Source organism: Leucobacter viscericola, assembly GCF_011299575.1.
Lineage (GTDB): Bacteria > Actinomycetota > Actinomycetes > Actinomycetales > Microbacteriaceae > Leucobacter > Leucobacter viscericola.
The window spans coordinates 467,315-483,443 of record NZ_CP049863.1 but is presented as its reverse complement, the minus strand read 5'-3'; the positions used below and the strand labels follow the sequence as shown (position 1 = coordinate 483,443).

18 protein-coding genes are annotated in these 16,129 nt (G+C 62.1%); 14 read left to right on the top strand and 4 right to left on the bottom strand.

Annotated features, from left to right (window positions below; genetic code table 11):
- Positions 1 to 149: 149 nt before the first annotated feature.
- Both gabT and G7068_RS02320 read left to right on the top strand, forming a co-directional pair.
- Positions 150 to 1,487: a 4-aminobutyrate--2-oxoglutarate transaminase gene (gene gabT, locus G7068_RS02325; RefSeq protein WP_166288303.1), complete on the top strand. Its 1,338-nt coding sequence runs from the start codon at positions 150 to 152 to the stop codon at positions 1,485 to 1,487.
- Between the two features lie 74 nt (positions 1,488 to 1,561).
- The gene (locus G7068_RS02320) at positions 1,562 to 3,031 is read left to right on the top strand and encodes an NAD-dependent succinate-semialdehyde dehydrogenase (RefSeq protein ID WP_166288300.1); all 1,470 of its coding nucleotides are present in this window, start codon (positions 1,562 to 1,564) and stop codon (positions 3,029 to 3,031) included.
- A gap of 252 nt (positions 3,032 to 3,283) precedes the next feature.
- On the opposite strand, the gene rsmD is transcribed toward G7068_RS02320, so the two are convergent.
- Positions 3,284 to 3,874, bottom strand: a complete 591-nt coding sequence (gene rsmD / locus G7068_RS02315) for a 16S rRNA (guanine(966)-N(2))-methyltransferase RsmD (protein ID WP_166288297.1) — start codon at positions 3,872 to 3,874, stop codon at positions 3,284 to 3,286.
- A gap of 54 nt (positions 3,875 to 3,928) precedes the next feature.
- On the opposite strand from rsmD, the gene G7068_RS02310 reads away from it, so the two are divergent.
- From G7068_RS02310 to mutM, 10 genes are all read left to right on the top strand, one after another.
- Entirely contained in the window at positions 3,929 to 6,127 is a 2,199-nt protein-coding gene (locus G7068_RS02310) for an ATP-dependent DNA helicase RecG (RefSeq protein WP_166288294.1), read from the top strand.
- A gap of 123 nt (positions 6,128 to 6,250) precedes the next feature.
- Complete coding sequence (locus tag G7068_RS02305; protein WP_166288291.1) at positions 6,251 to 7,162, top strand: ABC transporter ATP-binding protein; 912 nt, start codon at positions 6,251 to 6,253, stop codon at positions 7,160 to 7,162.
- 27 nt (positions 7,163 to 7,189) lie between these two features.
- Entirely contained in the window at positions 7,190 to 8,077 is an 888-nt protein-coding gene (locus G7068_RS02300; protein ID WP_166288288.1) for an ABC transporter permease, read from the top strand.
- Positions 8,078 to 8,102: 25 nt separating this feature from the next.
- Complete coding sequence (locus G7068_RS02295; RefSeq protein ID WP_244304619.1) at positions 8,103 to 9,425, top strand: sensor histidine kinase; 1,323 nt, start codon at positions 8,103 to 8,105, stop codon at positions 9,423 to 9,425.
- A 13-nt stretch (positions 9,426 to 9,438) separates the two neighbouring features.
- Complete coding sequence (locus tag G7068_RS02290; RefSeq protein ID WP_166288285.1) at positions 9,439 to 10,161, top strand: response regulator; 723 nt, start codon at positions 9,439 to 9,441, stop codon at positions 10,159 to 10,161.
- Between the two features lie 51 nt (positions 10,162 to 10,212).
- Entirely contained in the window at positions 10,213 to 10,707 is a 495-nt protein-coding gene (gene coaD / locus G7068_RS02285) for a pantetheine-phosphate adenylyltransferase (RefSeq protein WP_166288282.1), read from the top strand.
- Positions 10,707 to 11,276 (top strand): YceD family protein, encoded by a 570-nt coding sequence (locus G7068_RS02280; protein ID WP_166288279.1) that lies wholly within the window; start codon positions 10,707 to 10,709, stop codon positions 11,274 to 11,276. The genes coaD and G7068_RS02280 overlap by 1 nt, the downstream gene beginning before the upstream one ends.
- Positions 11,277 to 11,289: 13 nt before the next feature.
- Complete coding sequence (rpmF, locus tag G7068_RS02275) at positions 11,290 to 11,493, top strand: 50S ribosomal protein L32 (protein ID WP_166288276.1); 204 nt, start codon at positions 11,290 to 11,292, stop codon at positions 11,491 to 11,493.
- A gap of 37 nt (positions 11,494 to 11,530) precedes the next feature.
- A complete protein-coding gene (gene rnc / locus G7068_RS02270) occupies positions 11,531 to 12,241 on the top strand; it encodes a ribonuclease III (protein WP_166292956.1) in 711 nt (236 codons plus the stop codon).
- Between the two features lie 9 nt (positions 12,242 to 12,250).
- The gene (mutM, locus tag G7068_RS02265) at positions 12,251 to 13,186 is read left to right on the top strand and encodes a bifunctional DNA-formamidopyrimidine glycosylase/DNA-(apurinic or apyrimidinic site) lyase (protein WP_166288273.1); all 936 of its coding nucleotides are present in this window, start codon (positions 12,251 to 12,253) and stop codon (positions 13,184 to 13,186) included.
- A 30-nt stretch (positions 13,187 to 13,216) separates the two neighbouring features.
- On the opposite strand, the gene G7068_RS02260 is transcribed toward mutM, so the two are convergent.
- Positions 13,217 to 13,666: a hypothetical protein gene (locus G7068_RS02260; RefSeq protein WP_166288270.1), complete on the bottom strand. Its 450-nt coding sequence runs from the start codon at positions 13,664 to 13,666 to the stop codon at positions 13,217 to 13,219.
- Positions 13,667 to 13,762: 96 nt separating this feature from the next.
- Positions 13,763 to 14,095 carry an ArsR/SmtB family transcription factor gene (locus G7068_RS02255; protein ID WP_166288267.1) on the bottom strand — a complete coding sequence of 111 codons (333 nt, stop codon included), beginning with the start codon at positions 14,093 to 14,095 and terminating at the stop codon, positions 13,763 to 13,765.
- Positions 14,096 to 14,111: 16 nt separating this feature from the next.
- Between G7068_RS02255 and G7068_RS02250 the strand changes: the two genes are divergently transcribed.
- Positions 14,112 to 14,588 (top strand): SRPBCC family protein, encoded by a 477-nt coding sequence (locus G7068_RS02250; protein ID WP_166288264.1) that lies wholly within the window; start codon positions 14,112 to 14,114, stop codon positions 14,586 to 14,588.
- A gap of 20 nt (positions 14,589 to 14,608) precedes the next feature.
- Here the strand turns inward: G7068_RS02250 and G7068_RS02245 are convergent, their stop codons facing one another.
- Entirely contained in the window at positions 14,609 to 15,475 is an 867-nt protein-coding gene (locus tag G7068_RS02245) for an AraC family transcriptional regulator (protein ID WP_166288261.1), read from the bottom strand.
- 234 nt (positions 15,476 to 15,709) lie between these two features.
- Between G7068_RS02245 and G7068_RS16640 the strand changes: the two genes are divergently transcribed.
- Positions 15,710 to 16,126: a helix-turn-helix domain-containing protein gene (locus tag G7068_RS16640; RefSeq protein ID WP_166288258.1), complete on the top strand. Its 417-nt coding sequence runs from the start codon at positions 15,710 to 15,712 to the stop codon at positions 16,124 to 16,126.
- Positions 16,127 to 16,129: the final 3 nt, after the last annotated feature.

Below are 16,129 nucleotides of genomic sequence, written 5' to 3'. Positions count from 1 at the left end.
AACACGCCGTGCCAGAGTGGTGAAACTCTTATCTGGTTGACTCCATTCTGGCACGGCTCGGGTTCAGTGTCTGCGGCTAGGCTGATCCGGTACCGCATTGGGTCGCATAACCGGCTCCGTGCTCACCCCCTCACTTAAAGGAGAACTCCATGACTGAACTTGTCGGCGGCCCCTCGCTTCCGCAGGAGCGCAAGCTCGTTACCTCGATCCCCGGCCCCAAGTCGCAGGAGATGATGGCCCGTAAGAACGCCGCCGTTGCAGCTGGTGTCGGTGTCGCACTTCCCGTTTCGATCGTTGCTGCTGGCGGTGGCGTCATGGTTGATGCTGACGGCAACTCGCTGATCGACCTCGGCTCCGGCATCGCCGTGACCGGTGTTGGCAACTCGGCTCCCGCCGTTGTTGAGGCCGTCATCAACCAGGTGCAGGCGTTCACGCACACCTGCTTCACCGTGACCCCCTACGACGGCTACGTTAAGGTTGCAGAGAAGCTCAACGAGCTGACCCCCGGCGATCACGAGAAGCGCTCGGCTCTCTTCAACTCGGGCGCCGAGGCTGTTGAGAACGCGATCAAGATCGCTCGCCACTTCACCAAGAAGAACGGCGTTGTTGTCTTCGACCACGCTTACCACGGTCGCACGAACCTGACCATGGGCATGACCGCGAAGAACATCCCCTACAAAGATGGTTTCGGTCCCTTCGCTCCCGAGGTCTACCGCGTTCCCACCTCGTACCCCTTCCGCGACGGACTCTCCGGCGCAGAGGCAGCCAAGGTTGCACTGACCCAGATCGAGAAGCAGGTCGGCGCGGGTAACCTCGCTGCGATCATCATCGAGCCCATCCAGGGTGAGGGTGGCTTCATTGCTCCCGCAGAGGGCTTCCTGCCCGCACTGCAGGCGTGGGCAACCGAGAACAACGTTGTCTTCATCCTCGACGAGGTGCAGACCGGCTTCGCTCGTACCGGCGACCTGTTCGCTGCGAACCACGAGGGTGTTGTGCCCGACATGGTCACCACCGCTAAGGGCATCGCTGGCGGCCTGCCGCTGTCGGCTGTGACCGGCCGCGCCGAGATCATGGACTCCGCACACGCGGGTGGCCTCGGTGGCACCTACGCGGGTAGCCCGATCGCCTGTGCAGCTGCACTCGCAACGATCGACACTTACGAGAAGGAAAACCTCACCGAGCGCGCCCGCGAGATCGGCGCGATCATCGATGAGTTTTTCGGCGAGATCGCAAAGAACGATGATCGCATCGGCGAGATCCGCGGTCGCGGTGCGCTGAAGGCGATTGAGTTCGTTGAGTCCGGTTCGAAGAACCCGAACGCTGCCCTCACCGGTGCAATCGCAAAGCAGGCTGGCGAGCAGGGTGTCATCGTGCTCACCTGTGGCACCTACGGCAACGTCGTGCGCTTCCTGCCGCCGCTCTCGATCTCCGACGAGCTGCTGCGCGAGGGCCTGCAGGTCGTCGCAGACGCACTGGCTGCCAACTGATCGACGACGTCGGTCATCCTGCGTGAGCGCTAGCGAGTCGCAGGATCCATTGAAGTTTTGAAAGGACATTGATCATGGCTTTGAAGCCCAACGAACAGGCGCTGCTCGACAGCGTGCAGTCCGGCCTCGGCATCGGCGGCAAGTGGGAGCCCTCCACCTCGGGGGCAACCCTTGACGTGCAGGATCCCGCAACCGGCGAGACCATCAAGTCGATCGCAGACGCGACCGTTGAAGACGCAGTGCGCGCCCTCGACGCAGCGGTTGCTGCTCAGGACGCCTGGGCAAACACCCCGACCCGCGAGCGCTCGAACATTCTGCGCCGCGCCTTCGACCTGCTCATGGAGCGCAAGGAAGACTTCGCGCTGCTGATGTCGATGGAGATGGGCAAGCCCATCGCCGAGGCACGCGGTGAGGTCAACTACGGTGGCGAGTTCTTGCGCTGGTTCTCGGAAGAGGCTGTGCGCGTGCGCGGCGACTACCGCGAGAACCCCGAGGGCACCGGCAACATGGTTGTCTCGCACATCCCGGTTGGTCCCTGCTACTTCATCACGCCGTGGAACTTCCCGCTCGCGATGGCAACCCGCAAGATTGCTCCGGCACTCGCAGCTGGCTGCACCGTCGTCATCAAGCCCGCAGCGCTCACCCCGTTGACCACCATCTTCTTCGCGCAGCTGCTCGAAGAGGCTGGCGTGCCGGCTGGTGTCGTGAACGTTGTCGCAACGTCGAAGTCGAGCGCTCAGTCGAGCGCGCTGCTCTCGGACTCGCGCCTGCGCAAGCTCTCGTTCACCGGCTCAACCCCGGTTGGCGTGAAGCTGCTCGAGGCAGCGGCTCAGAACGTGCTGCGCACCTCGATGGAGCTCGGTGGCAACGCCCCGTTCGTTGTCTTCGAAGACGCGGATCTCGACCGTGCGGTCGAGGGTGCGCTGCTCGCGAAGTTCCGCAACATCGGCCAGGCCTGCACCGCGGCAAACCGCATCATCGTGCACGAGTCGGTCGCTGACGAGTTCGCTCGTCGTGTTGGCGAGAAGGTCGCCGCCATGACCATCGGTCGCGGCGCTGAAGAGGGCAACGACATCGGCGCTCTCGTCGACGGCAAGGCAGTCTCGAACACCGCTCGTCTCGTGGCAGACGCCATCGAGACCGGCGCGACCATCGTCACCGGTGGCGAGACGATCGACGGACCCGGCAACTTCTTCCAGCCGACCGTCATCGACAAGCTCAGCCCGCAGTCGGCCATCATGCGCGAGGAGATCTTCGGACCCGTGCTCGGCATCATCCGCTTCTCGACAGAAGATGAAGCTGTCGAGATCGCGAATAACACCGAGTACGGTCTCGTGAGCTACGTGTTCACCGAGAACATCCACCGTGGTCAGCGCATGATCGAGAAGCTCGAGAGCGGCATGATGGGCCTCAACACGGGCCTCGTCTCGAACGCTGCGGCTCCCTTCGGTGGCCTCAAGCAGTCGGGTATCGGCCGTGAGGGTGGCTTCGAGGGGATCCACGAGTTCCTCTCGACCAAGTACACCCTGATGCCGCGCACCTAGTCTGCGCTGCTAGACAGAGGGGCTCGGGATCTGCGGATCTCGGGCCCCTGTGTGTTTGGGAGACTTTCGCAGATAGCCTGGAGAATTCGCGGCAGTAGCCTGCATTTGCGGTTGTCAGTCCCACTCGTGGCAAAGATACTCACCAGAGGCAAGGAAAAGCGACCGCGCGCATCCTTGCCGTTCGTCAGTTTCCTTGCCTCGAGTGGCTGGCTGGGGCTGGCTGGAGCTGGGGCTCGACGGCCGGCTTGCCCGCTACTCCACCCGCTCGGAGCGCTCCGCCCACCACAGAACGGTGTCGCCGTAGGCCTTCCTGCGCACAAGCGCGAGTCCCGCCGGCCAGGTGGGCTCGGGGGAGCGCGCGTCGCGTTCGACGAGCACAGCGGCATCATCGGTCAGGATCGGCGCCAGCGCGGTCAGGTTCGCCGCGAGTTCGGCCTCGCTGAGATCGTAGGGGGGATCGAGCAGCGCGACGTCCCAGAGCACCTCGCGCGGGGCCGCATCAAGAAACGCCTGCACGGACTGCCGAAGCACCTCTGCTCTGGGGGCGGGTGATCCTGAACCCGAAATTGCGGCGAGTACCTTCTTGGCGTTACGGCTCACGATCTGCGCTGCCTGCGGGTGCTTCTCGACGAGCGCGACCTCGGAGGCGCCGCGGCTCAGCGCCTCGAGTCCGAGTGCTCCAGATCCCGCGTAGAGATCGAGCACACGCGTGCCGTCGGTGAACCCCCAGGAGTCGAGCGTCGAGAAGATGGCCTCGCGCACGCGGTCGCTCGTGGGGCGGGTGCCCGACTTTGGCACCTCAAGTCGTAGCGAACCGGCGGCCCCGGAGATGATTCTGGTCACTCACAAATCGTAGCGCGAAGGGTCCGTGTCGGTGGTCACCGATAACCTTGACTCATGAGCACGGCAACCCTCGACACTCGCCTGGAAGGTGTGGTCGGTGCGCGCACTGCGAAGCCGCTCGCCAAGGCGTTTGGTGCTGAGACGGTTCGCGATCTGCTGATGCACGTGCCGAGGCGGTACTCGCGTCGCGGCGAGTTGACCCCGCTGCTCGGGTTGCCGATCGGAGAGCACGTGACCGTGGTGGCGCAGGTGCTCGATGTGAAAGAGCGCACAATGCAGCGTCGTCGCGGCAGCATTCTTGAGGTGCGCATTACCGACGGCACGGGATCGCTGACGCTCACGTTCTTCAACCAGGGCTGGCGGGCGAAGGATCTGCGAGCGGGTCGTCGCGGAATTTTTGCGGGCAAGGTGAGCGCCTACCGCAACCAGTTGCAGCTGCAGCATCCCGATTACGAGCTGTTTGAGAACCGTGACGATGCGCCAGACGGTGAGCAGCTAGATAAAGCCGCAGCGCTGGCTTGGGCGGAGACTCCGGTGCCGATTTATCCGGCAACGGCGCAGTTGACCAGCTGGATCATCCAGCGGGCCGTTGGGCTCGCGCTCGACGCGCTTGGGCCGATAGAAGACCCGTTGCCAGCCGAGATTCGCAACGCCGAAGAGGTGATTGCGCTCGGTCCGGCGTTTGAGCTTGTGCATCGTCCGCAGACTGACGCCGACTGGAAGCGGGCGAGGGAGAGCCTTCGTTTTCGGGAGGCGTTTGAGCTGCAATTGGCGCTGCTAGATCGGCGGCGTCGCACCGCACAGGAGTCGAGCACACCTCGGCCACTCGGCAAAGCCGGTGGTCAGCTGGAGCGTTTTGACGCCACACTGCCCTTCCAGCTCACGGGCGACCAGGCGAGTGCCGGGCAGACCATCGCCGCGGAACTCGCGGCGCCACATCCCATGCACCGACTGCTGCAGGGTGAGGTGGGATCGGGCAAGACCCTGGTCGCGCTTCGCGCTATGTTGCAGGTCGCCGAGAGCGGTGGCCAAAGCGCCCTACTCGCCCCCACGGAGGTACTTGCCGCGCAGCACTTCCGCTCCATCACCGAGGCGCTTGGCCCCGATATGACGGCAGAAATCGCCCCCGTTCTGCTCACCGGGCGCATGCCGACCGCTGAACGCAAGCGCGCGCTGCTGTCGCTGGCCTCAGGCAACGCTGCAATCGCGGTTGGCACACACGCGCTGTTAAGCGAGGGCGTCTCGTTCTACGACCTTGGCCTGATCGTGGTCGACGAGCAGCACCGCTTTGGTGTCGAGCAGCGCGAAGCGCTCCGGCGCAAGGGAGCCCAGCCGCACGTACTCGCCATGACGGCGACGCCGATTCCGCGCACGGTCGCCCTGACCGCGTTTGGTGACCTCGAGGTGAGCACGATTCGAGAACTGCCGCCGGGGCGCCTCGGTATTGAGACATTCACTGTGCCCGAGCTTGAGATGCCCAACCGCGCCGCGCGAGTGTGGGCCCGATCGGCCGAAGATATTGCCGCGGGCAGGCAGATCTATGTGGTGTGCCCCGCGATTTCTGCGAGTGAAAAAGAGTCGGATGCTGAAGAAGGCATCGAGCCCGAAACGACCGAAGACGGTGCTGGCCCCAAACGCCCCCTCGCGAACGTTACCGACACGGTCGCAGAACTGCGCGCCCGCCCCGAGTTTGCTGGCGTAACCATCGAGGCCCTCACCGGCAGCATGGCCTCCGCCGACAAAGACCGCGTGATGCGCGACTTTGCGGACGGCAAGATCCAGATGCTCGTCGCGACGACCGTTATCGAGGTCGGGGTCAACGTGCCCAATGCCACGATCATGATCGTGCGAGATGCCGACCGATTTGGCATCTCGCAGCTGCATCAGCTTAGGGGGCGAGTGGGGCGCGGATCGCACGCCGGGCTCTGTCTGCTCATGACCACCGCTGCTCAGGGCACGATCGCTCGCGAGCGCATTGACGCCGTCGCTGATACCTCCGACGGTTTTGTGCTTGCTGAGGTCGACCTCTCGCTCAGGCGCGAGGGCGATATTCTCGGCACAGCCCAGTCCGGGGGGCGTTCAACGCTGCGACTGCTCCGTGTCGCCGAGCACGGCGAACTCATTGCCCACACGCGTGATGTTGCTGCGGCCCTGCTTGAGCAAGATCCCGAACTCACCAATGCTCCGGGCCTTGCCCAGATCATCGCTCGTGAGCAAGAAGCGCGCCTGCTCGACAACCTTGCGAAGTCCTAGCGAAGCGCCCAACATAGTACTCAGGTACCCCGTCCCCGGCACCCCGGGTTGACGCGACGACCCCCTGCCAATCCCTAGCGTGGAACCATCGCCCCAATCGGCGAACTACGAAAGGGAGACATCATGATCGAGGCACGCGGTCTCAGCAAACAGTACGGCAGCAAACGAGCCGTCGATAACATCAGCTTTTCCATCGCCCCGGGTAAGGTTACGGGCTTCCTGGGCCCGAACGGCGCGGGTAAATCGACGAGCATGCGGCTCATGCTCGGGCTGGATCGGCCGACCGAGGGCACAGTGACCGTCCACGGCGAGTCCTACCGCGACCTCCCTGCCCCGATGGGCGAGGTGGGCGCGCTGCTCGATGCGAAGGGTGTGCACCCGGGTCGAAGCGCCCGCAGCCACCTGCGCTCGCTCGCGGCGACACACGGCATTTCCGACAAACGAGTCGACGAGGTGCTTGGCCAGACCGGCCTCTCCGAGGTCGCGGGCAAGCGGGTTGGTGGGTTCTCGCTCGGCATGGGGCAGCGGCTCGGGATTGCCGCGGCGCTGCTCGGTGACCCTCGCGTGCTGATTCTCGACGAACCAGTGAACGGGCTCGATCCTGATGGTGTGCTTTGGGTGCGGCACCTGCTGCGCGGTCTCGCCGCCGAGGGTCGTACCGTGCTGCTCTCGAGTCACCTGATGAGCGAGATGGCGCAGACGGCCGACCACGTGATTGTGCTGGGCAAGGGGAAGGTCGTCGCCGACGCCCCAATTGCCGAGTTCGTGGCGAACGGGCGCAGCGAACGAGTCACGGTGAGAACACCAGAGGCTGCAAAGCTTGCCGCTTTGCTGCTCGCTGACAACAACCCCAAGGTGCAGCTCGAGCCGCTCAGCGAGGGTTGCTTTGTGACGGTTGGACTCACCGCGTCAACCGTGGGGGGCATTGCTGCTCGCAACGGCATCGAACTGCACGAGCTCAGCCCGGTGACCGCGAGCCTCGAAGACGCGTACCTCGCGCTGACGCGCGATCACCTCGAATACACAAGCGCCTAATCTTTCGAACGACAAAGGATCAAGACCATGACTTCAACAATTGTTATTGACGCGAGTAGCGCCCCGACGACGGGGCAGACCTCGCGAGCAGCCAACCCGCATCGCTCGAACGAACCGCGCCCCAAGCTCACGTTCGGGGGAGTCGTTCGTTCGGAACGACTGAAACTCACTTCGCTCCGCGGAGTCCGCCTCACGATCCTCATCTCGATACTCGCGGGGCTCGGGCTCAGCACGCTGATCGCCGCGCAGTGGACTGGAAACACCGACGTGTCGAGCGCGAGCGGTGACGCCGCGCTGCAGAACTACCTCCTGATGGTGTCGACTGCTGCCGCCTCGTTTCTCGCACTGGTGTTTGGTGTGCTCGGTGTTTTCGCGGTGTCGAGTGAGTATTCGAGCGGCATGATTCTCTCGACCCTCACAGCCGTGCCAAAGCGCATGCGGGTCGCTGCGGCAAAGAGCATTGTGCTCGGAATCATCGCCACCGTCACAGCACTCATCGTTGTGGCCGCGGGACTGCTTGTAGCGGTCGCCTTTGCGCCGGACGCGCTCGGGCAACTCGGATCCTCTGTTGTGATCTCGGGTGCCCTCGGCACTGTGGCCTACCTCGTACTATTCGCGCTGTTCGCGATGGGAGTCGCGGGTCTTCTGCGCTCTGCCGCTGGCGCGATCGCCGTTGTGACGGGCGTTGCGTTTGTTCTGCCGGTGGCGTTCCAGATGATGTCAATGACCGGGTGGGAGTGGGTTGTCAACGCGATGAACTACCTCCCCGTGATGCTCGGCAACACCCTGTCACAGGGCGTCGTTGAGGCAACCTCTGGGCCCGGCTACTGGGGTGCGCTCGTCTCCATGGTGATCATGGCGGCGGTGACACTCGTTCCCGCGGCGGCGATCTTTGCGCGGCGAGATGCCCGCTGACACCGTGTGTAGTTAGGCTGACATGGTGACCCAATCCATGGCAACCCCGCAGGACGCCGCAGAGGTGCGCCTGCCACGCCCGCCGGGAGTGATCCGGCGGGCGTTTGCCGCGCACCCCAAAGCGGTCGACATCACGATTGTTGTGACGTACTTCTTTGGGGCCACAGTGATGACGCTGTTCGATGCGGCTTCAAACTACGACGGCAACGCGCTCGGGTATCTTGCTGGTCCCGTCGCGATTCTGAGTGTACTGCGCGTTCTCGCGGTGGGAGCCGCACTGTTCTTTAGGCGCAGGTTCCCCTTCGCAGGGCTCATCGTGGTGTCAGTCGCGCAGTTCGGCGATCACGGAGCCCAGATGGTCGCGACTTCGGTCGCCCTCTACTTTTTGCTCTATGCAGTTCCGGTGTATCGCAGTGTGAGAGCCGGCTGGCTAGCATTAGGGATCGCGCTGACCTCTACGGTGCTTTCTACCCTTGTGGCGCGCAACCTTGAGGCACTGGGTGCACCGAGCGTGTTGGTTGCATCGCCGGTAACCCTCGGCGAGAGCATTTCAATCACCGTGATGAGTGCGGTCTGGCTGCTCGCGGTGCTCATGCTCGGCATTAACCTCGGAAATCGACGCCGTTATCTGCAAGCAATTATCGACAGGGCGCATCAGCTTGCCCGCGAACGAGACCAACTCGCCCAGCTGGCGGTCGCCGAGGAGCGCAGTCGTATTGCGCGTGAGATGCACGATATTGTGGCGCACTCCGTTTCAGTGATGATCGCTCTCTCTGAGGGGGCATCGCGCACCATGGAAGCTGCCCCGGAGGCAGCCGCGGATGCGATGCAGCGCAGTGCTGAAACTGGTCGAACCGCCCTCGCCGAGATGAGGCGACTCCTGGGTGCTCTGCAGGAGCCCGGGGCAGAATGCGTGGAACTTGCTCCACAACCTGGCACCGCCGAGATTCCGGACTTGGTGCGTGGCTTCAGTGATGTTGGACTCAACGTCAGCCTTGAAATTGATGGTCAGATTGTTGGGGACCAGAGCAAAGAACTCGCCATTTATCGCATCATTCAGGAGGCACTCACCAACGTGCTGCGATACGCGGGAACCGCCACCAACGCGTCAGTGACCGTTCGAAGCAACACTGTCGAGACCGTCGTAGAAGTACGCGACTCTGGTGCGGCGCCCGGGGTCGTCTTGCCCACCACTGGTTTGGGGTCTGGTCGGGGCCTTGCCGGGCTAGCAGAGCGTGTACGCGTGTTTGGTGGCAACTTTGAATCCGGAGCCCAACAGGGAGCGCCGGGATGGTTTGTTCGAGCCACACTTCCAGTGAGCCCGCCTAATCAACAGAATGAGCATTGAGGAGTCGAGTTAGATGAGTGAACCCCAAATTCGAGTCATGCTGGTCGACGATCAGGAGTTGATCCGGACCGGCTTTCGGCTTGTTCTGCTTTCAGAACCGGGCATCACCGTTGTTGCGGAAGCCGGTGACGGCCAGCATGCTCTCGATGAGTTGACGCGTTTGCGCGCGGAAAGCCAAGCTGATGCTGGCTGCGACATCGTGCTGATGGACGTGCGCATGCCAGGCATGAACGGGATCGCCGCGACGGAACAGATCGTCGCCCGTCATCCCGATGTGCGAGTGATCGTGCTGACAACCTTTGACCTGGACGAGTATGCGGCTGGAGCTATTCAGGCCGGCGCTAGTGGCTTCCTGCTCAAGGACGCAAGGCCGACCGAACTGGTGGATGCAATCCGCCGTGTCGCTGCGGGAGATGCTGCGATGGCCCCGAGCGTAACCAAGCGGTTGCTCGAACAAATTCGCGATGGTGGATCGGCGGACTCGCTCGCAGCCTCGGCCGCAGCAGCGACTGGGGAGCCTGCGGCTGATCCATCCACCGAGGCGTTCGCGGTGCTTACTGAGCGCGAGCAGGAGGTGCTGCGCCTCATAGCCGAGGGTATGAACAACGCGGAGATTGGTGGCACACTCTTCCTCTCTGAATCGACGGTAAAAACGCACGTCGGTCGTGTGCTCTCGAAGCTGCAACTTCGCGATCGTGTGCACGCGGTGATCTTCGCCAAGCAAAACGGGATGTAGCTCAGGGTGAATTGACGGGGATCTAAACCCTTCACCCAATAGGCTGGACGCATGAGCAAGATAGCGGTAGTGCCCGGATCGTTTGACCCGGTCACACTTGGACACCTAGACGTGGTTCGTCGCGCGGCCAGCATTTTTGATGAGGTGCACGTGTTGGTGGTGCACAACCCAGGAAAAGACGCGATGCTGCCAATTTCAGAGCGCCTGAATCTCATTCAGAAGTCGCTCGACGAAGACCCGGACATGCCAGATAACATTCGTGTTGCCTCGTGGTCCGTTGGGCTTCTGGTTGATTACTGCACCGAGGTTGGTGCTTCCGTCCTTGTGAAGGGCATCCGATCCCAGATCGATGTTGCGTACGAGACCCCCATGGTGCTCATGAACCGCAGTCTTGCAAACGTCGAGACGGTGTTCATGCTGCCTGACCCCGAGCACGCTCATGTTTCGAGCACACTGGTGCGCCAGGTCGCAGCGCTCGGCGGAGATGTGAGCCCATATGTTCCCGCGCCCGTGGCGCGTTTTCTCGCGAAGGTGAGGCCCGCATAATGACTGAGGCTAAGGGCGCTTCGGCGCGCGTATACGAAGAGAACATCCGGGACATTCAGAACCGTCCCGGTGAGATGCGTGAGCGATCCCGCACCTTTGCCGTCCCGGAGAAGCTGGGGGAGGCGCTCGCTGAGATTCCAGAGGGCACTGAGATGACCCTCGACGTGCGTCTCGAGTCGGTGCACGAGGGCATCCTGGCGTCTACGAAAGTGCAGACGACCATGTCCGCCGAGTGCGGTCGCTGCCTGAAAAATTTCACCACGCCGTTTCAAGTCGAGTTTCAGGAGCTTTTCGCGTATACTCCTACGGAGGCCGAAGAGTATGGGGTTCACGGTGATCACGTGGATCTTGAACCCCCGCTCCGAGACGCGGTAGTGCTTGCACTGCCGTTTCAGCCTGTGTGTCGCCCGGACTGTCCGGGACTCGATCCCGAGTCCGGTGAGCTGCGCGAGGCCGAGGCTGTAGTGGTGCCCAACGTAGATATTGATCCGCGGTGGGCAGCGCTGGCAGGCTTTGAAGCTGAAGATGAACCTGATTCGGGTGGTACGCCCGAGTCGACACGCAACTAGGAAAGAGAACATCATGGCTGTTCCCAAGCGGAAGATGTCGCGCTCGAACACCCGTCACCGCCGTTCGGCATGGATCGCCGAGGCCCCGAAGCTGGTTAAGACCGTTGAAAACGGTAAGACTGTTTACAGCCTCCCGCACCGCGCCCGCGTGGTCGAGGATTCGCAGGGCACCCCCCTGTTCCTCGAGTACAAGGGCCGCAAGGTCGCTGACGCGTAAATTGGCGCAACGCGCTACTGAACCGTCGGGCACGTCACTGAATACTCAGGGCGGGCCCGACGGTTTTCTTTCGTCGTTTGGGGTCTCGATTGATCCCGAGCTGTTTTCGCTTGCTCTCACGCACCGATCGTGGGCATACGAGCACGGCGGTGCGCCTCACAACGAGCGCCTTGAGTTCTTGGGTGACTCGATTCTTGGCCAGGCTGTCACGGTCAAGCTGTACCGTGACTACCCAGAGCTGACCGAGGGCGAGCTTGCGACACGTCGTGCGGCCCTCGTATCCACCGTTGCGCTTGCAGAGGTGGCCCACGGTCTCGGACTCGGGTCTCACCTGCGCCTCGGCAAGGGCGAAGAGCTCACCGGCGGCCGTGAGAAGGACTCGATTCTCGCCGATACCGTCGAAGCGATTATCGGGGCCGTGTACTTGTCAACGGACACCGAGACTGCCGCTGCATTCGTGCGCGCATTGATTGAGCCACTGCTGGCTGATCCCGATCGATTTACTGCCTCGTTAGACCCGAAAACCTCTCTGCAGGAGGCTGCGGCGGCCCGCGGGCTGCCACACCCACCGTATGAGACGAGTGGTACCGGGCCAGACCATGCGCGCCGGTTCACCTCGCGAGTGACGCTTGACGCCGCTCGCGGCCTTGGTGCTGTGACGGGACTCGGGCGTGGCACGAGCAAAAAAGCGGCCGAGCTTGCTGCTGCGCGCGACGCAATGCGGCAGTTGCGCGACAGCGCATCTTAGCGAGTCGTCGTGCCTGAGCTACCCGAGGTAGAGGTCGTTCGCGCGGGACTCGCACCCGCGGTGACCGGAGCCACGGTTGCTGGCGTTGAGGTGCGGGATCCGCGTGCCCTCAAGCGGCACGTGCCCATTGGCGGATCCGCCAGCGATGGCGGGCACGGCGTGACACTTGAAACCGCAGAGGGTGTGCGCCGCGCCGCCGACTTTGAGCGACGAGTCACGGGACTCCGGCTGCTCGCACCGCAACGACGGGGCAAGTTCTTGTGGGTACCGATCGAAGGCGGTTCTGAGCAAGCGTTACTGGCGCACCTCGGCATGAGTGGCCAGATGCTGTTGCGAGCGCTGGACGCGCCCGATGACCGTTTCGTGCGGATCCGGCTGTGGATCGAGCACCCCGAGCACGGTGAAATGCGCCTCGACTTCGCTGACCAGCGGCTGTTTGGATCCCTCGCGCTTGACTCATTGATTGCTGACGGGGGAGAGCCAGCCTCTTTGCCCGCCCAGGCGAGTCACATCGCGCGCGATCCGCTGGACCCGCTGTTCGATGATGCCGTGTTTGTTGCTTCGTTGCGGCGCCGAGGCACTGCCGTGAAGCGCGCCTTGCTCGACCAGACGCTTCTGAGCGGCGTCGGCAACATCTACGCAGACGAGGCATTGTGGGCCGCGCGGATCCACCCCGAGACTGCGGGGTCTGCGCTCAGCGAGCGCAAAGCGTTTGGTTTGCTGGCTGAGCTTCGAGCGGTGTTCGCGAAGGCTCTCGCTGAGGGTGGCACGAGCTTCGACGAGCAATACGTCAACGTGAATGGCCAGGCGGGGTATTTCGCGCACTCACTGAACGCCTACGGCCGCACGGGAGAGACGTGCCCACGGTGTGGTGAGCCGATTCGCCGCATCCAGTTTGGTGGACGATCTTCGCACTTCTGCCCGCGGTGTCAGCGTAGGCGTTGATCCCGAGAAACAAGGACCTGCCTGCGACGGCTACTGGGCGAGCGGAGCCCAGCCGAGCTTCCACAGATCGCTCGGCGTGATGCCCGCAATGCGACAGAAAAATTCAAGGTGCGCGTCTTCTGGGTCTTCGATTTCATTGAAGACTGCCTCGGCAGGCAAGGGCTCACCATCGTCTTCTTGGAGTTCGTGCTCGGAGAAAACGCGAAGACGGGGGTTATCGTAGTGAACTGAGATCACGTAGGTATCGGAGGCGCCAGAGAGTGTAACGATGACTGTTCCTGGCACTGGTGTGAACGGGGGTACGTCGAGCATCAGCATGGTGGGGTCGACCAGAAGCGTGTGGGGTCCGTGGGCGGCGGCGGAGGGGCCTTCCTTCGTGCTGCTGCTGGCTTCATCGAAGGAGGCAACTGCGGAGGATGAAGCCCCGATCATCGAGGGTGCAGTGTTTGGAATGAACGCGAGGGCAAAGTTGTAAGACACGCTGAAATCGTATGTTGTTTTGCTCGAGCAGAGCAAGGTTGAGGTCGGGTTCGGGGCCGCCTTGCCTTGAAGTGTGCTCATTGAGTGACTGGTGTGCTAGGCATGGTCGCTGTCTAAGCGGTCGAGCAGATCAACCGCGGCGTTCATATACCCGCTAATCCACCGATCGTAAATGTGCTTGATTGGAAGTGGTGCAAGTGAGAGGTATCGCTCCCGTCCTACTTTGCGCCCGGTGACGAGTTCAGCGCGTTCTAGCACCCGCAGGTGTTGCAATACTGTGGTGCGGTCCAACTCGGGCAACTGGGCGCAGAGTGATCCCGTGGTGTGTTGGGAAATCTTTAGCTCGTCGAGCATTCGGCGGCGAACGGGGGAGGCGAGTGCCCTGAAGACCCGGTCGTCATCGAAGCTATTGTCGTCGTCACCATTCACGTTGTAATATTACAACATGAATACACATTCTGAGCTCGCTGATCTCTCATTCACCGTCTCCGGTCGTATCGCTCGTCCGTGCGCGGAGGTATACGAAGCCGTAGCCGATCCCGAGCAGCTTTCGCGCTACTTCACCACCGGCGGCGCAAAGGGGCGTCTGAAAGCTGGAGAGCAGGTTCAGTGGGACTTCGCCGATTTTCCCGGCGCTTTCCCTGTGACCGTGATCGAAGACGTGCCGCCGCGCAGGATTGTCATCGAGTGGGGCAATGTTGCCACGACTAGCGAGAAGGGTATGACCAGGGTCGTCTTTGAGTTTGAGCCCATTGACGCTGGTTCTCGAACGCTGGTGACAATCACCGAATCTTCATGGCAGCCGAACCGCGAGGGCGCTAAAGCGGCGTTTGGTAACTGCGAAGGATGGACCGGCATGCTTGCAGCGCTCAAGGTCTGGCTGGAACACGGTATCAATCTGCGCGAAGGGTTTTATAAGTGAGTGCCGATTGAGGGTGGCTATCAACCTCGCTCGACCGGAAGCCATAGCTCGCACGTGGCAGTGCTGAAATCAGCGACACGATCTAACACTGCAACAAGTGACGGACCGGGTCGCAAACGCCAGGGGTTTGATGGGAACCAATCCGTCGCGGTGGCCGCCCAGGTTTCTTGCAGAGCTTCGGGATATGCCCCTTCGACGCGGAACACAGCCCACTCACCCGCGGGCACTTCGATGACGTCGAGATCCTCCGCCACGAGCGTTGCGTCGGTGACGGCTACTCCGTGCAAGTAGGTCAGCTCGCTGCCCTCTGCATAATCTGGATCAACCTCGGCGCTGACCTGCAGTAATCCGGTGGGTTCCGTGTTGCTCAATTCTTTCAACCGAGTGTGCTCGGTTGTTGGCAAGGAGGCGATGTGCACTTTGATGTGGGGATTTGGTCCTTCGTGGATGAGCGGAACGCGGGCCGCGTGTCCGATGAGTTGAAATGCGGGTTGATCGGCGATGCGAGTGTCCATGGTGTCTTTTCCTTCTACGCTCAGGCGAAACCTGAGTTGCGATTGTGGGTGAAGGGGACCGCCATCTCGCCGCACATCTCCCGGACTCACACCGTGCACCGAACGAAACACTCGGCCGAACGCTTCGGTCGATCCATAGCCGTAGCGCACTGCAATGCCCAAGAGGTTGTCGCCTTTGGTGACCTCGGCTGTTGCCACCGTCATGCGACGGCGTCGAATGTATTCCGAGAGCGGCATGCCCGCTAGAGACGAAAACACTCGTCGCAGGTGGTATTCCGTCGTGCCGAGTTTGGTGGACAACACGGCCACGTTGATGTCTTGCGTCAGGTTGTCTTCGACAAGACCGACAAGTGTGTTCAGTTCAGCGATCACGGTTCTCCCTTCGTCATCTACTATCCAGGTGCGCTTCGACTTGCACCCTACTATTGCGGCCCGATTGGATCGCGTGCAGAGTTTCGTATGAGTGCGTCCTTCTGTGAAAAGGCGAGCAAGATCACGACTCTCCGTCGGAAACCCGTTTCTTACCTTGATACTTCATCAGTATCGCTGTAACGCCCATACCGCCAACTAGTGTGGGACAGATGGCGAGCGGGCAACCCGTCCCGAATGATCGCCCGTGCACTGCGCTGCTCACCCACTACCGTGCGGAACCACATTGCACTCTCCGGCGGTATCCGCCCCAGACCCAGAAAGCGATCCCCGTATCGTTTGTCCTTCCAGGAACGTGAAGGGATCTCACGCGATATCACCGCAGGGGTCTTCGCCAGAACTATCAGTACACGCTTAGGGCGTCCCGCATCAACCATCTCCCGTGAGATCCGTCGGAAGGGCGGCAGATCCTCCTACTGTGCCAACATCGCTGACATTCAGGCTTGGGAACAAGCGAAACGGCCGCGTGTGACAAAGCTTGACCTTCATGAAGGACTCAGAGAATTGGTATGTCTCAAGCTCGCTGAGGATTGGTCGCCGCAGCAGGTGGCGGTCTGGCTGAAATCTGCGTTCCCCGACGAGCCAGAATGGTAGCTC

Bases quoted from the DNA above. Each gene is read 5' to 3' on its own strand.
- gabT (WP_166288303.1), top strand. From the start codon at position 150: ATGACTGAACTTGTCGGCGGCCCCTCGCTTCCGCAGGAGCGCAAGCTC.
- G7068_RS02320 (WP_166288300.1), top strand. From the start codon at position 1,562: ATGGCTTTGAAGCCCAACGAACAGGCGCTGCTCGACAGCGTGCAGTCC.
- G7068_RS02310 (WP_166288294.1), top strand. From the start codon at position 3,929: ATGAGCACGGCAACCCTCGACACTCGCCTGGAAGGTGTGGTCGGTGCG.
- G7068_RS02305 (WP_166288291.1), top strand. From the start codon at position 6,251: ATGATCGAGGCACGCGGTCTCAGCAAACAGTACGGCAGCAAACGAGCC.
- G7068_RS02300 (WP_166288288.1), top strand. From the start codon at position 7,190: ATGACTTCAACAATTGTTATTGACGCGAGTAGCGCCCCGACGACGGGG.
- G7068_RS02290 (WP_166288285.1), top strand. From the start codon at position 9,439: ATGAGTGAACCCCAAATTCGAGTCATGCTGGTCGACGATCAGGAGTTG.
- coaD (WP_166288282.1), top strand. From the start codon at position 10,213: ATGAGCAAGATAGCGGTAGTGCCCGGATCGTTTGACCCGGTCACACTT.
- G7068_RS02280 (WP_166288279.1), top strand. From the start codon at position 10,707: ATGACTGAGGCTAAGGGCGCTTCGGCGCGCGTATACGAAGAGAACATC.
- rpmF (WP_166288276.1), top strand. From the start codon at position 11,290: ATGGCTGTTCCCAAGCGGAAGATGTCGCGCTCGAACACCCGTCACCGC.
- G7068_RS02250 (WP_166288264.1), top strand. From the start codon at position 14,112: ATGAATACACATTCTGAGCTCGCTGATCTCTCATTCACCGTCTCCGGT.
- G7068_RS16640 (WP_166288258.1), top strand. From the start codon at position 15,710: ATGATCGCCCGTGCACTGCGCTGCTCACCCACTACCGTGCGGAACCAC.